The 15,791-nt window shown below is 33.1% G+C and carries 11 protein-coding genes; 4 read left to right on the top strand and 7 right to left on the bottom strand.

From position 1 onward, the window contains the following. Window positions 1-23 precede the first annotated feature (23 nt). From recQ to V6246_RS14640, 3 genes are all read left to right on the top strand, one after another. Window positions 24-2,174 (top strand): DNA helicase RecQ, encoded by a 2,151-nt coding sequence (gene recQ, locus V6246_RS14630; protein ID WP_341561166.1) that lies wholly within the window; start codon window positions 24-26, stop codon window positions 2,172-2,174. Window positions 2,175-2,241: 67 nt separating this feature from the next. Beyond that, window positions 2,242-2,820, top strand: coding sequence for a pentapeptide repeat-containing protein (locus V6246_RS14635; RefSeq protein ID WP_341561168.1), 579 nt, complete (start codon window positions 2,242-2,244; stop codon window positions 2,818-2,820). Between the two features lie 253 nt (window positions 2,821-3,073). Beyond that, the gene (locus V6246_RS14640) at window positions 3,074-4,171 is read left to right on the top strand and encodes an acyltransferase family protein (RefSeq protein ID WP_341561170.1); all 1,098 of its coding nucleotides are present in this window, start codon (window positions 3,074-3,076) and stop codon (window positions 4,169-4,171) included. Between the two features lie 403 nt (window positions 4,172-4,574). On the opposite strand, the gene V6246_RS14645 is transcribed toward V6246_RS14640, so the two are convergent. From V6246_RS14645 to V6246_RS14675, 7 genes are all read right to left on the bottom strand, one after another. After that, window positions 4,575-6,446 carry a B12-binding domain-containing radical SAM protein gene (locus V6246_RS14645; protein ID WP_341561171.1) on the bottom strand — a complete coding sequence of 624 codons (1,872 nt, stop codon included), beginning with the start codon at window positions 6,444-6,446 and terminating at the stop codon, window positions 4,575-4,577. A 58-nt stretch (window positions 6,447-6,504) separates the two neighbouring features. After that, window positions 6,505-7,647, bottom strand: a complete 1,143-nt coding sequence (locus tag V6246_RS14650) for a fibrinogen-like YCDxxxxGGGW domain-containing protein (RefSeq protein WP_341561172.1) — start codon at window positions 7,645-7,647, stop codon at window positions 6,505-6,507. A 259-nt stretch (window positions 7,648-7,906) separates the two neighbouring features. Continuing rightward, window positions 7,907-8,587, bottom strand: coding sequence for a Lipl32 family lipoprotein (locus V6246_RS14655; protein ID WP_341561174.1), 681 nt, complete (start codon window positions 8,585-8,587; stop codon window positions 7,907-7,909). A gap of 41 nt (window positions 8,588-8,628) precedes the next feature. Further along, window positions 8,629-9,246: an SIMPL domain-containing protein gene (locus V6246_RS14660; RefSeq protein ID WP_341561176.1), complete on the bottom strand. Its 618-nt coding sequence runs from the start codon at window positions 9,244-9,246 to the stop codon at window positions 8,629-8,631. A 26-nt stretch (window positions 9,247-9,272) separates the two neighbouring features. Next, window positions 9,273-9,692: a hypothetical protein gene (locus V6246_RS14665; protein WP_042506226.1), complete on the bottom strand. Its 420-nt coding sequence runs from the start codon at window positions 9,690-9,692 to the stop codon at window positions 9,273-9,275. Between the two features lie 375 nt (window positions 9,693-10,067). Then, window positions 10,068-10,712: a response regulator transcription factor gene (locus tag V6246_RS14670; RefSeq protein ID WP_074938466.1), complete on the bottom strand. Its 645-nt coding sequence runs from the start codon at window positions 10,710-10,712 to the stop codon at window positions 10,068-10,070. After that, window positions 10,713-12,809, bottom strand: a complete 2,097-nt coding sequence (locus tag V6246_RS14675; protein ID WP_341561178.1) for a tetratricopeptide repeat-containing sensor histidine kinase — start codon at window positions 12,807-12,809, stop codon at window positions 10,713-10,715. A 251-nt stretch (window positions 12,810-13,060) separates the two neighbouring features. Between V6246_RS14675 and V6246_RS14680 the strand changes: the two genes are divergently transcribed. Beyond that, entirely contained in the window at window positions 13,061-15,379 is a 2,319-nt protein-coding gene (locus V6246_RS14680) for a type IA DNA topoisomerase (RefSeq protein ID WP_341561180.1), read from the top strand. Window positions 15,380-15,791: the final 412 nt, after the last annotated feature.

Consider the following 15,791-nt stretch of genomic DNA (forward strand, 5'->3'; position numbering starts at 1 on the left):
GTTTACCGTTTACACTTAAATTAATGCCAAGAACAGCCGCCAACGATCAGGTGTTTTCAAACTTAAAAAACTATTTTGGTTACGATTCTTTTAGAGTAAATCAACAAGACATTGTAGAGTCTGTACTCAATAAAAAAGACTGCTTGGTTATTATGCCAACAGGAGGTGGTAAATCTATTTGTTTTCAGCTTCCGGCGTTGTCTTTTAAAGGTGTTACCATTGTTATTTCTCCGCTTATAGCGCTAATGAAGGATCAGGTCGATGGTTTAAACGCCAACGGTATTCCTGCATCTTATTTTAATAGTAGCCAAAGTAGCGAAGAGCAATTTGCTATTATAGAAAGTGTTATTACAGCAGAAATAAAACTACTTTATGTTGCCCCAGAAAGTTTGGCGGCGTTACAAAATATTTTAACTGAAAAATATATTAGCTGTGTTGCTATAGATGAGGCACATTGTATTTCTTCTTGGGGACACGATTTTAGACCATCGTATCAGCAACTTGGTTTTTTGAAATCTACATTACCCAATATTCCGTTTATTGCCTTAACAGCTACTGCGGATAAAGCAACTAGAGAAGATATTGTAAAACAATTACGCATAGAACATGCCGAGCGTTTTATTTCATCTTTCGATAGAAAAAATATAGGATTGGAAGTTCGAACGGCCAATAACCGAATTTCTCAAATTGTTAAATTTATAAATGCCAGACCAAACCAGTCGGGAATTATATATTGCTTAAGCCGAAAAACTACAGAACAGCTATCTAAAAAATTAAAAACCAATGGCATTCATGCGGAAGCGTATCATGCTGGTTTAAATTTTGATAAACGAAGTAAAGTTCAAGAATCTTTTATTCGTGATAAAACCCAAATTGTCTGCGCAACCGTTGCTTTCGGTATGGGAATAGATAAATCTAACGTGCGTTGGGTGGTGCATTATAATATGCCTAAAAATATTGAAGGTTATTATCAAGAAATTGGGCGTGCAGGCCGAGATGGTTTAACCTCGCATGCGTTATTATTTCATAGTTATGCCGATGTTATTCAGTTACAAAATTTTGCAAGCGGTGCTATCAATGAGGCTGTACAGATAGCGAAATTAGATAGAATGAAACAGTTTGCAGAGTCAACCACATGCCGACGTAAAATTCTATTAAGTTACTTCGGAGAGTTACTTGGTGGCAACTGCGGGAATTGTGATGTTTGTAAAAATCCTCCACAGTTTTTCGATGGTACTGTAATTGCTCAAAAAATTCTTTCGGCAGTCTATCGTTTACAAGAAAAAGAAGCGATGGGAATGATTATCGATGTGCTTCGTGGTTCGCAAAATGCGGCTGTTTTAGCAAAAGGTTATCAAAATGTACGCACGTTTGGTATTGGTAATGATATTGCTTGGAAGCATTGGCAACATTTTGTAATTCAACTTATAAATCAAGGGTTTTGCGAAATTGCGTTTCATAAAAATAATGCTTTGCAACTTACCGAGTTTTCAAATAATGTATTGTTTAAAGGTGCTAAAGTTGCTCTAACAAAACCATTAGTGATTACAGAAATAAAACCTGTTATTAAAGAGAAGCGTACACGAACAAAAAGAACCAAAACCACAAAAACGAGAACAAAATCTAAGGTTGTAACCGATAATTTATTTGAACGTCTTAGAAGATTACGTTATAAAATAGCACAAGAGGAAGATATTCCGGCTTACTTAGTTTTTAGTGATGCTACGTTAAAAGAAATTGAAAAAGAGCGTCCATTAAGTGATGACGATTTTTTAAGAATTAGTGGAGTAGGGCAGCGTAAACTTGAAGTTTATGGTGATGAGTTTATGGTCGAGATTATGAATTTTATGGGCTCTAAGCCTAAAAAAGTAAAAAAAGGCGATACTTATATAAAGACTTACGATCTTTATAAATCGGGCTTATCAATAGATGAAATTGCTATGCAACGTAAATTAGGGACAACCACTGTTTACTCACACATTGCTAAGTTATACAGCATGGGCAAAGAAATTAATCTATACGATTTTGTTTCTAAAAGTGATGTTGAAGCCGTACGAAAAGCCAAAAAAGCTCTTGGTTCTCCAAAAGCACTCCGTGCGTATTTTGATTATTTTAATGAGAGTATCGACTATTTTAAAATTCGTTTAGCATTAAGTATTATTGAGAAAGACTAATTGTTTTCAGTTAGAGTTTCGTTTAAAATAGGTTAACTTCGATTTTTAAGTCCATAAAGTTTTATAAATGATGTCTGCACCTTTATTTGAAGATGAAATTTTTGATAAACAAGATTACTCCGTAAATCGAATTCCAAAAGGCGATTACGAATATTGTACGTTTAAGAATTGTAATTTTTCTGAAGGATTTTTATCGGAAGTTAGATTTTTAGAGTGCGAGTTTATAGATTGTAATTTAAGTTCTGCAAACCTAACAAGCTCATCTTTTCAGGATGTAAAGCTTATGGGATGCAAAGTTTTAGGTGTTCGTTTTGAAAGTTGTAATTCTTTTGGATTTGCATTGTATATTGAAAACTGCCAGCTTAATCACTCTTCTTTTTATCAAGTAGATCTAAGTTATACTAAAATGATTAATTCTAAACTTCAGAGTGTGGAATTTACTGAGGCTAATTTAAGTCGTTGCACTTTTGATGATTGTGATTTGCAAGGCGCTACTTTTGAAAATACTAATTTAGAAAAAGCAGATTTCCGAAAAGCTATTAATTATAATATTCACCCTGAACGTAATAAAATTAAAGGCGCTAAGTTTTCTTTGGAAGGCATTGAAGGCCTTTTAATGAGTTATGGTATTGTAGTTGAGAAGTGAATTATTTAAGGTTTACATGTTTGGTTGTATCTGTCATGTCGACAATAGGAGACATCGCATTATATACTTAGAAAATTTGAGTTTTTTTACTGCGCTGAATAATTTATAGTTCCGTATTTATTATGATTTGTCGTAGACGTAATATATCAAGTTTAGTGAATTATAAACTTAATGAGTATATGGTAGAGTTCGTTCAAATACAATTTTATCTTTGTGCGAGTTAATATTTTGAGAATTATAAAGAATGAGTGGTTTGACTAAATCAAGACGAATACCAAATATAACAGCAATACGTTTTGTTTTAGCTTTATTAGTAGTTGTCTTTCATATATCAGAATTTAGTAGAAATAGGGGGTTCCCTTTTTATAATGAATTGGCTGTTTTTCATAAAGGGACAGAGGCGGTATATGCGTTTTTTTCCTTGAGCGGTTTTTTAATTATTAGACAACTTTTTGATGAAAAAAGGCTTACTAATTTAGTTGATTTAAAAAGTTTTTATATTCGGCGGATATTAAGAATTTTTCCTCTTTACTATTTGGTTTTAATTTTCGGATTTTTATATTATCGTTTAATATTACCCTTTTTTGGCTTTGAATTTGATAGTAACTACGATCTTTTTTCTGGTATCCTTTTATCGATAACTTTTTTTTCAAATATATTTAGCACATATTCTCCTGGAGGAATTTTGGAAGTTTTATGGTCTATTGGTATTGAAGAACAGTTTTATTTATTGATTGCTCCGATGTTTTTAATAATACCTGTAAAAAGGGTAGTTTTATTTTTAAGTCTATTTACCGGAGTTTATTTCTTAATGTATTTTTCTGAGTCCTTGTCTTTTCTTAATAGATTTAACATGTTGTTTTTCTATTTTTCTTTTGGTGGTATTTGTTCTATTTTATTAGAGAATAGTTGGGCTAAAATATTTATTGAAAAATTAAGATATTTTCTTTTTTCCTTATTCGTTATTTATTTTACAACAGCAATTTTTGTAAATAGTTTTAATGCTATATTTTATCAATTATTTAGTTTTTTGTTGTTTGGGTTAACCATTTCAGCATTAGCTATTCAGCCGATAAGGATATTTCAAAATAAAACGATGAATTATTTAGGTAAAATCTCTTATGGGGTTTATATGTACCATGCTATAGTCATGCAATTGGTAGGGTTAGTATATTTAAAATTAATTTCTAAAATGCGTTTTCATTATGCATTTGACGTACTGATTATTAATTTAGTTATTATAATTATTACTGTAATTATATCGCATTTTTCGTATAAATATTATGAAAGTTTCTTTTTAAATTTAAAAGAAAAATGGGGTGCGAAAAGAATGATTAATAATAAGGATTAATACTTTTGTAATGCGCAGATAAAAGGCCGTTAATTAAAGCTTTTTATGATGGACTAGTTAAATTCTTTGGGTATGAGAGACATCTCCTTACATCGATATAGCAAACTTATGTGAATTTAGTTTGTTGCTTTGTTAGTATTAATTTGAAGTTTTTATAAGGAAAAGTAGTTATTGGGTTTTAAATAGAAGTTCGTCATATCGACAATAGTAGACATCGCATTATATACTAAGAAAATGTGAGAAATCTATTGATGGACAAGCTTAAACAAAAACAAATTTTTAGATAAAGTTAAACCTCAGCAGTCTTTTCCGCGTTAGGGATTGCAGAGAAAAGCCCACAGCCCGACAAAGGAGGTGCGAGGACTTGCAACGTAAAGCCTGCCCCTTTTCGGGTAACGCCCAATTATTTTATAGCTAATTCTTCTAAAAAACTTTCTATTAAACCTTTGGAATGGCTGGTTGGAGGAATTGGGAAATCGAACCAGTTTTGTAGGTTGTCTTGGAGTCCGGCATTGTTTAAATAGTTGTGTAATGCGAGGTTTAGGCCTTTTGTGTATTTAGGATGATCGGCACCTTGTTCGTCTTTATGATATAAATCGTTTTGTGCAAAACCTTCGAAAATTGGGCCTGTTATTTGAATACCAAAGGCTTCTGGGTTTTGACCAATTGGGCTATGTATTGTGGTTGTAAATTGGTGCCAAAATGCCGATTGTATACAGTTTCTTTCGAATAGTTGCCTTACTACTTCGAGAGAATCGATGGTTTCTTGCTCGGTTTGGGTTGGGAATCCATACATGAGATAGGCGTGAACCATGATATTGTTTTGTGAAAAATGATGGGTTACTCGGGTAACTTGTGCAATGTCTACACCTTTTTTCATTTTAGATAATAAACGGTCTGAGGCTACTTCTAGTCCCCCGGTTACGGCTATACAGCCCGATTGTGCCATGATTTGACATAAATCGAAATCGAATGTTTTTTCGAATCTAATGTTTGTCCACCAAGTGATTTCTAGGTTACGTTCTATAAGCTCTTTTGATAGCGCGCGTAACATTTTTGGTGGAGCAGCTTCGTCTACAAAATGGAAACCAGTAATGCCGGTGTCTTTTATTATTTTCTCGATTTTGTTGACTAAATCTACGGCGGTTGTATTTTGGTAGTTGCCAATATAATCTAGACTAACATCGCAAAAGGAGCATTGTTTCCAGTAGCATCCATGAGAAATGGTTAGTTTATTCCATCGGGCATCGGTCCACATACGGTGCATGGGATTTACGACATCTAAAAAAGAGACGTATTTATTGTATGGTAATCCTGAATAGTTGGGTGCAGGAAGATTTTTATGATGATAAATGGTATTTGGAATCTTGTTTCTATAAACCACCTTATTGTTTTCTAGAATAAATGTGCGCTCTAGTTGGTCGATACCGATGTTGCCATCTAGATAGTTTACCATTTTTAATAACGGGCCTTCGCCATCATCGAGAGATATAAAATCGACAAATTCAAAAATTCTAGGATCTTCTAGTGAGCGTAATTCGGTGTTGCAATACCCACCTCCAAAAGCCACATGAATATCTGGGAAAAGTTGCTTAATAAATTGTGCACAGCGTAAGGCTGCGAATAAATTCCCTGGAAAGGGAATAGTAAAACAAACTAAATTTGGATTGTGGTTTTCAATTTGAGCCACTAAAATATCGAGCATTTGTTCTTCGATAAGTGTAGGTTGATAACTTAAAAACTCGTCTAATTGATTGAAACTACTTGCCGATGTTGCAATTTGCTCGGCGTATTTAGTAAACGCAAAAAACTCGTCGACGTTGGCTTGTATAAAATCGCCTATTTCTTCAATAAAAAGTGTGGCGTAATGTTTGGCTTTGTCTATAATACCTAGATTACCTGCTGCCCATTCAATTTTGGTGTTAACATGTTTTAAGCGATGACCTTGTGGTAAAAAATCGGCTTTTAAAACTTTATGAGCTGTTTCAATATCATGCTTTTGTAGAAATGCAATAACGGTATCTACTCTAGAGATGTAGAGTGATTTCATTTTGCTAACTTCAGGATAATTAAAATTTTCCAAAGCTTCAGCTTCTGTAAACATGGCGCGCAAAAAATCACTTTTAAAAACAGCCGTAAAGAGCTCAATGCTTAAATCGCAATGTGGTACAGATATATCGTGTATTTCCAGAAAGCCTTTTAAGTAGGCTGTTGCTGGATATGCTGTGTTTAATTGCGTAAACGGTGGTGTTATAAAAAGGACTTTGGTTTGCATGCTGCAAAGATAGCCTTCTTAAAAAATAAATAACTAAGTGTAAATGTAATATTTAGATTTAACGAATAAATAATTGAACATGATTTACTGCTGTGCTGTTTGATGGAATACCTCCGCCCCATGTGTTAACACTGCCTATAGAGTAAAACCAGCTACCGCTATTTACTGAGCCGTCTAAATAAGTACTACCTCCTGATAACTCTAAACCACCCCAACTATTATTAGTCATATCAATATTAATTGCGGTGTAACCAGTTACAGGTCTAATTGTTGAGGCACTTGTTCTTGGATCGAAGGTCTGGCTCCAATGGTTTCTTAAACCTAAGGTTGGGTAATATATTCTAAACTCGTAGGCTGCGGCGCTTTTAATTTCGTCTAGTTTACTTAAAATAGAATATTTATTGGTTGTTAAACCTGGGGATGCGACGTTAAATTCGCTGGCTTCTGCGTCGTTTGTCCAATAACCACCTGCAGTATTATGGTTAAACACTAAGGTCCATCCGCCACCGTCGCTCGTCATGTCGCAATAGCAATCGTAAGCAGGGTTTGGGCCACTTCCATCTGGATCTACAGAATATATGCCATCGGTTGTTGAACCTGCATTTAGGTATGCCAGGCAACTCGATAAAACAGATGTAACGCCTATATTTATATTACAGGTATCTCCTTTTTCTATATAAGTGATAGTAAAGCTATCGGTTTGTTCGGCTATTGGGGTTCCAGATCCCGAAAGCGTAATGGTATTTAGACCAATTGCACTAAAGACTCCAGAGGCAGAAAAGCTATAACCATTAACTGTATTTGTACTTATGTTATAAGCTTCTATTGAATTAACAAGAACGTCTACTGTAATGGTATTGGTACTTGTTAAAGAAGTGCCAATAGCATATCCGCCATTAGATGCTGGAGAACTGCATTCTAAAGCATTGGTTGGAGATTCTCCTAAACAACCCGACCAAGTTGTACCTTTATAATACTGAAAGCATTTGCTGTCTAAATTGTAAATAAACAAACCTTCGGCAGGAGATGCGATGGCGTTTCTTTCTAATAAAGTCATTCTAGGGAGTAAAAGCCCTTGTGTTTGAGAATTAATTTCTAAAATCGATGATGGATCTGGAGTTGTGGTGCCGATACCAACTTGAGAAAAAATTTGGCAACAGTTTACTAGGCATATTAGAAATGCCAGAGGGATTTTTTTCATTATTTAGTGTTCTTAGGGATTACTAAAATAGATAAAAAAAGCTTAGTGATACTAGGTAATGTGTAAGTGTCTGGTTTATTGTGGTGTTATGGAAACGCCATGATTAATTGTGTTTATAATAGCTTACAAAGCGTGTTTTAAATTCATTTTTTAAGTGTAAATTTTTACTTTCTTTTTGAGAAGTAATGACATAAAAAAAGCACCTCTTTTAAAAGAGATGCTTAATTAAGTTAAAAAAAAGGATGTCTGTAATTTTGTATTATAGTCCTTTTTTTAATTCTGCAATGGTTTTAGCCATAACAACACCTGGTAATTTTACTGGAGCTGCAACTTCTGCTAAAAATGTTCCTTTAACTTCACCTGTCTTGTAAGTTGTAAAACCAATTCTGTATAAACCAGCAGTTAAAGCTTTTGTTGGGCTTCCAACTTCACTTTTGTATCTTAGTAAAGAGTTGTAGCTGCTTCCACTTGGTTGTTTAGGCATTTCGCTACTGTCATCGTTACTTGCTAGTTTTGTCCAAGTTGCGCTTTTAGCAGCCTCTTCAGTAATATTTTCTTTTGTGAAAATAGTAGAACGCTCTAAAGTGATGTAAGTATCAAAATAATCGCTAGAAGAAGCATTTTCTGTGTAAGCCGCAGACTCTATTGCATCTTTAATTTTTGTTTTAGCTACAGGAGAAAGCATTCTAACTCCTAATTCTGGAGCAACAGCAGGAACCCATAAATAAATGTAGTAGAACTTTTTACCATCTACAACTTCATCTTCATTTCCTGCAGAAGCATATCCTAAATAAGATATTACATCTGTGTAAGGTACTTTAATAGTTTTTGGTCCGATTTTCTTTTCAATAGAACTTCCAAACTTTTTTAATTTTTGTGCTTCTGCGTTAAATATTGCACAGAAAGCAAATATTGATAATGCGGCTAATTTAATTTTCATGTTTTTTTAAAATTGAAATTTGTTAATAATAGACATCCTTTTTATTTTAGTTCGAAAGCTATAGTGACACTATGAGGTTGTAAACTTGTAGTGCCGTAACTTTGAATATACTGCGTGTTTGTGTTTTGATCTGAAATACTTACAATTTTACCTATAGTTTTATTTAATTTTTTAGCTATAAGTTCTGCTTTTTCTCTGGCATTTTCAATGGCTTTTGTTGAAAGTGCAGCCAATTCTTTATCGGTTAATTTTTTAGGTTCCACTTCACTACTAGCAACCGATACGCCAGACGCTTTTAAGTTTATTATTTTTCTAGCTTCATCCTTATTGGTTGTTTTTAAATAATAATATGCCGTTTCTCTGTTTTGTCCGTAAGACATGGCTAGCTCATAATAGGTGTTTCTTCTAAACCTACTAAAATCTATACCTGCTTCGTTCAGTTTTTTTATGTAATTGCGTGTTACATCTTCTAAAGATGTGGCTTCCACTTCCACTTGTCCATCATAAACCATTATTTGTTGCAAGGCAATTATAACGGTGTAATTTTGGTCGATTATGGTCTTTTCTGTTTCACCAATAACAGAAATAGTGTTGCTTTGCTCTTGCGAAATTAGGGGAATTGTACAGAATAAAGCTACTAAATAGATGAGTTTTTTCATGATAATCTAAATTAATTTTTAACTTTTTAGAAGAATAATATAGAAGCTACTATCATCCAGGCACCTACGAATAAACCTACAATACCAAGTTTACCTTGTTTTGGTGCTAATTTCTCTCTAAGTGCTACTGCTTTTTCTTTTGCAGCTTCATTTTTAGATAAAACAAATTTGTTAATTAGGCTAAATCCTAACATAAAACCTAAAACAGCTTGTACAAGACTACCTGCTAGTAATGTTACCCACCAGATTGGGAAAGTTGTAATCCAACCTAAGTTTAAAATTGAAAAGATAATACCCCAAACACCGTAGAAACAAAAAATAATTCCAATCCAACCTTGGTAAGGTTCTATTTTGTCTAAAAGTTCTTTTGCGTTAGGTTTTTTTGAAAGTAATAAAGAAGGTACTGCAATGATACTTAATAAGATTAATGTAATTCCGAAAGTCATAATTTTGATTTTTAAAAGTTAATTTTTATTTGTTTTTCTTATAATAAGCATGTTAAGGTTTTGTTTGTTTTTAACTTACCATGTGTCTTATTTTCTTGTACAAAAGTATAGCAATAGAAGCCCTAGAATAACCCCGTATTAGGTGAAAATCAATACCCTGAAAATAGGGTGTTTTGTTTTAGTTGGTTGATTTTTAGTTGTTTGTTGTGACTGTTTTTTTTTTTTTTTGTTTATGAAGTTTTTTAGATGAAAAGTCAAAATTGAGCTTATTAAATAGAGTTAGAGTGTGTTTAATAGTGCTAAGGAGATTTTACGCATAAAAAAAGACGCTTTAAAAAAGCGCCTTAGTATTATATTATAATTAGTGTTTTATTATTAAGATGAAACGTAACCTTTTTTTATAGCGTATTTGGTAAGGCCAGCAAGGTTTCTAACATTAAGTTTAGTAATTAAGTTTTTTCTGTAACTCTCAATAGTGTGTTTGCTTAAAAAGAGTTTATCTGCTATTTCTTGAGTGGTGAATTCTTCTGCAATTAAAGAGATTACTTCAACTTCGCGCTTTGTTAGTTTAATCTCTTTTTCTTTATTTTTTTCAAACTTATTTTGAAGATAAATATCTTTTATTTCTTTTGAAAAATACTTTTCCCCTCCCAAAATAGTTTCAATGGCTTTTAGAAATTCTTCCTTTTGTGCGTTTTTTTGAAGGTAGCCATCTACATTGCTTTCTATTAAATCATCAATAATTTCTGGTGTGTTATGCATGCTTACTACCAGTGTTTTTATGGTTCTATGGTTTTCTTTAATCCATTTATTTAAAGTAATGCCATCTACTTCGGGCATGGTAACATCGGTAATAACTAAATCGATTTGTTCTTCGGTATTTATCGATATATATTTTTGAACATGGCCACCATGCTTAGCTGTAAATATAATATTGTAATTGCTTTCTGTTTTAAGAATACTTAATAAGCCATCTAAAAACATTTTATGGTCGTCGGCAATAATAAGGTTATGCTTCATTTATTTTTGTTCTAAGGGGATTTCTATATTAATATTTGTGCCTCTGTTTATTTTAGAGTCAATATGTAATGTGCCATCGTAATCGTTTACTCGGTTCTTAATATTGGTTAAGCCAATACCTAGAGTAGTTACAGATACATCAAAGCCTTTGCCGTTATCTTCATACATAAAAAAGATACAAGAGTTTAGTAAATCTAATTGAATATCTATAGTGTCGGCGTCGGCATATTTGAGCGTGTTGGTTGTTAATTCCTGAAAAATAGAAAACAACTCGTTTTGCAATATTTTGTTTAGTGTGTTTATTTTTTCTTCATCATAAAAATGAATATTAATTTTTATGTTGCTCGCCTCTTGTACGGTTTTTATATATTCTGTAATTAAAGATACAAAGTCATTTTCTCTAATTTTTTTTGGTAATAAATTATGCGATAAGTTTCTAACTTGCTCGTAAGTATCATCGAGTTGGCTGTAGATTAATTGCGCTTTATCTGGGTGGTTAGAAAGCTGACTGAACTGTAATTTTATCGCTGCTAAATTTCCACCAATGCTATCGTGCATTTCTTGAGCAATCTTTTTTCGTTCTAAATCTTGCCCTCTAATAGATGCTTTTATAATTTTTATTTCCTGATCTTTTTTCAACGAATTAACGCGCTGTGCGTTAACCTCTTTTTCTTTTAGGTTAAGTAAACTCTGAGCTTGTAATTTTTGATAGTAAATAACCAATAAACCAATAGTGGGTACTAGTAAAATGAAAAAGGCACCAAGCACAATATATTTTATGGTTTTTTCTCTATCTAATTCTAAGGCCTTTAATTGCTCTTTTTCTTTAAGTATGGCTATTTCGCTCTTTCGTTTTTCTGCGCGATTTTGTAATTGTAAAACTTCATTTTCATTTTGTTTAGCAATAATAGCTTTTTGAAGTTCGTACTTTTCTATGGCAGCATCTTTGTTTTTGATGTTTAAACTTTTATTTAAGTTTTCTATTTTTAATAGTTTAATTGTTTTTTCTTTTTCAAGCGTTTCAAACTTAACTTCTAAGCGGTTAATCTCTTCTTTTGTTTGCAGATTATCTATTGAGTCTTTTATTCTGGAGTAGCGCTTACTGTATGTGTAGGCCGTGCTATAATCTTCTTTTCGGGCTGCTAGTTTTTCTAACATCAAATAACTATTCATTTGAATGTTTAAAGCGTCAGAGTTAATAGCTTTTGTTAAGGTATTTGCATAGATTAAAATGGCTTCATTATTTCTTTTTTGATTGTAAAATACTGTGCCTAATTTATCAGATATGATAAGCTCTAAATTATAAAAATTATTTTTAATACTTATTTTTTTAGCTTCACCATAGGTGTAAATAGCTTGATCAATCTCGCCATTGTTTACGTAATTATCGCCTATATTAATAATAACATTTACTAAAGCCTGTTGTTTGCTATTGTCTTTTTCACAAATAGCTTTGGCTTTCTGTAAGTAAATATTAGATAATTGATATTGAGAAAATGATGAGTAAATAGAGCCTAGATTTATATAGCTTCCTAAAATAATTTCGGCGTCCTTAGAGTGTTTAATGCATTTCTCAAAAAGCTCTTTAGCTTCTTGTGTTTTGTTTAGAGCAATGTAAGTACTTGCTAACCCGTGTATATGTGAATAGTAAAGATTTGTTTCGTTATGTTTTTCGCTGAGTTCGGCGCCTTTAATGTGCCATTTTTTACTTTCGTGATATAAACCTTTGTTTTTGTTGTTTAGAGCCAATAACTGGTATGCTAATATGGTTAGCCGGTTGGCTAAAGAGTCGTTAACAATAGATTTATGAGCAAGAGCTTGGTTAGTGTAATAAATAGAAGAGTCTATTTCTGCGTAGTTATTATGGTAATAGGCCAGTAGTAAATTGGTATTTGCAATGGCTTTATTGGTTTTAAATTTTTTTAAAAATTGATGAGCTTCTTTGTACGCTTTTTTTGCCGAACCAGAATTAAAATGTTGGTATAGTTCATCCACTTTTTTGTCTTCTAATTCTATAGAAGTCTGTGTTTGCGTCAAACCAATAGTGCAGTAGCATAAAAATAAATATGCAATTATGTTTTGTAACTTAAAAGGCATTCGCAAATTTAGGCTTTGTAGCAAGTATTAATATCCCTGAATTCAGTGATTTGTTGGTTTAAAATAATGAGGGTGTTTTAATATAAATATTTAGCCTTAAAACAATTAAGGTCAAAATCATGGTTTGATACAACAAATTTAAAGATAATATCTTTTACGAGCATTTAAATTCGTTAATAACTCGTTATAAAAGGCGCTTTGAATACCATGCAAAATCCTTATTTTGCACCTTCTATTTTAAAGCCAAATAAGTGAAAGTCTGTATAGCCGAAAAACCAAGTGTTGCCCGCGAAATTGCTACCGTTCTAGGAGCAAATACTAAACGCGATGGGTATTATGAAGGCAATGGTTATGCGGTAACTTATACTTTTGGACACCTTTGCACGCTTAAAGAACCTAACGACTATAAGCCTTATTGGAAAAGTTGGGATTTGAATAATTTACCCATGTTGCCAGAAAAATTTGAAACCAAAGTGGTTGCGAATGATGGTATTCAAAAGCAATTTAGAATTGTAAAAAGTTTATTTGATAAAGCCGATGTTGTAATAAACTGCGGTGATGCCGGGCAAGAAGGAGAGCTTATACAGCGCTGGGTGATGAACGAAGCTGAGTATAAAGGTAAAGTAGAACGTTTGTGGATATCATCATTAACAACGGAAGCCATAAAAGAAGGATTTCAGAATTTAAAACCTTCTGAAGATTACGATAATCTATACTATGCAGGGTTTTCTAGAGCCATAGGCGATTGGCTTTTAGGGATGAATGCTACACGCTTATATACCGTAAAACATGGCGGTTATAAACAAGTGCTATCCGTTGGGCGTGTGCAAACACCAACTTTAGCGATGGTAGTAGGGCGTTTTAAAGATATTGAAAATTTTAAACCACAACCGTATTGGGAATTACAAACACTGTATCGTGAAACATTATTTAGTTACGAGGAAGGTCGTTTTCTTAAAAAAGAAGATGGTGAATCTATGGCTAATAAGGTAAAGGAGAGTGAATTCGAAATACAATCTACCACTAAAAAGAAAGGTAAGGAATACGCGCCAAAACTGTTCGATTTAACAGGCTTACAAGTATATTGTAATACGAAATTTGGGTTTTCTGCAGACGAAACTTTAAAAATTGTTCAGAAATTATATGAGCAAAAAGTAGTAACTTATCCAAGAGTAGATACCACTTTTTTACCAAACGATGTGTATCCAAAAGTACCTGGTATACTTCAGAAGTTAACAAATTATTCCACTTTAACGCAACCGCTTTTAGGGAAGAAAATAAAGAAGTCTACTAAGGTTTTTAACGATAAAAAAGTAACCGATCACCACGCTATTATTCCAACAGGAATTCAAATTAATCTGCAGTACAATCAGCAACAGGTTTACGATATTATTGTAAAACGTTTTATTGCTGTTTTTTATGATGAGTGTATCGTGTCTAACACTACTGTTTTAGGAAGTGCGGCCGACGTTGTTTTTAAAACCACAGGAAAAGAAATTTTAGAGAAAGGTTGGCGCGTTGTTTTTGAAAACCCGAACGCTAAAGAAAAAGAATCTGGAATTTTACCAACCTTTGTCAAAGGTGAAAAAGGACCGCATGAGCCATCGTTTTTAGAAAAGGAAACCAAACCACCAAATCAGTTTACGGAGGCAACTTTATTACGTGCCATGGAAACAGCGGGTAAACAAGTGGACGATGAAGAGTTAAGAGATTTAATGAAAGAAAATGGTATTGGTAGACCATCTACACGAGCCAATATTATTGAAACACTTTTTAAAAGAAAATACATAAAACGTAATAAAAAGCAAGTATTACCAACGGTTACGGGTATTTTGTTGATAGACACTATTCAGAATGAATTGTTGAAATCTGCCGAGCTCACAGGATCTTGGGAGAAACAATTAAAAGATATTGAAAAAGGAACATATAGTGCTGGAGCGTTTATAAAAAACATGAAACGCATGGTAGATGCCTTGGTTTACGAAGTAAGAAGCGAAACTAAACGTGCTAATATTTCACAAGCCAATGTGGTTAAAAATCGTGCAGCAAAGGCAACCGTTAAAAAACAAGCCGGTATTATGGCAGAGGCTTGTCCGAAGTGTAAAAAAGGTCAGCTTTTAAAAGGAAAAACAGCTTACGGTTGCAGTGCTTATAAAGACGGCTGTAAATTTGTTTTGCCTTTTAGTTTTGGGGATAAAAAAATATCTGAAAAGCAATTTATCCGATTGCTTCAAAAAGGATCTACAGTAAATTTAAAAGGTTTTAAAACTGAAGCAGGAGCTGTTGAAGGTTTGCTTCGTTTTGATGATGATTTTAAGTTGAAATTAGAGCCGAAAGTAAAAGTTGAAAAAACGCAAAAAGTAGCAGCACCAGCAGATGGAGATTCCGATGCCTTAACTTGCCCAAAATGTAATGTAGGTAAGGTTTTAAAAGGAAAAACTGCTTATGGCTGTACTGCTTATAAATCGGGTTGTGATTTTAAAATGACTTTCGATACTGTTAAATCTAAAATTAACGGCCAAAAACCAACAAAGGAATTGGTTTATAAAATTCTGAAAGGGGAGGTGTAATCTTTTTTTATTGTGATGAGTATTGTTTTCATTTCGACGCATGGAGACATCACACACGTTTTTCAGATCACTGTTATGTGATACCTTCTCACGTCGATATGACTTGAGGCTTTTGTTTTTAGGTTGGTTTTATTTTGAAAATTTTACATGTTGGTCATGTCGGCACATGGAGACATCACACACGTTTTTCAGATCACTGTTATGTGATATCTCCTGATGTCGATATGACTTGAGATTTTTGGTTTTAGGTTGGTTTTATTTTGAAAATTTTACGTGTTGGTCATGTCGACGCATGGAGACATCACACACGTTTTTCAGATCACTGTTATGTGATACCTTCTCACGTCGATATGACTTGAGGCTTTTGTTTTTAGGTTGGTTTTATTTTGAAAATTTTACATGTTGGTCATGT

It is taken from the genome of Algibacter sp. TI.3.09 (genome assembly GCF_038154905.1).
GTDB lineage: Bacteria > Bacteroidota > Bacteroidia > Flavobacteriales > Flavobacteriaceae > Algibacter.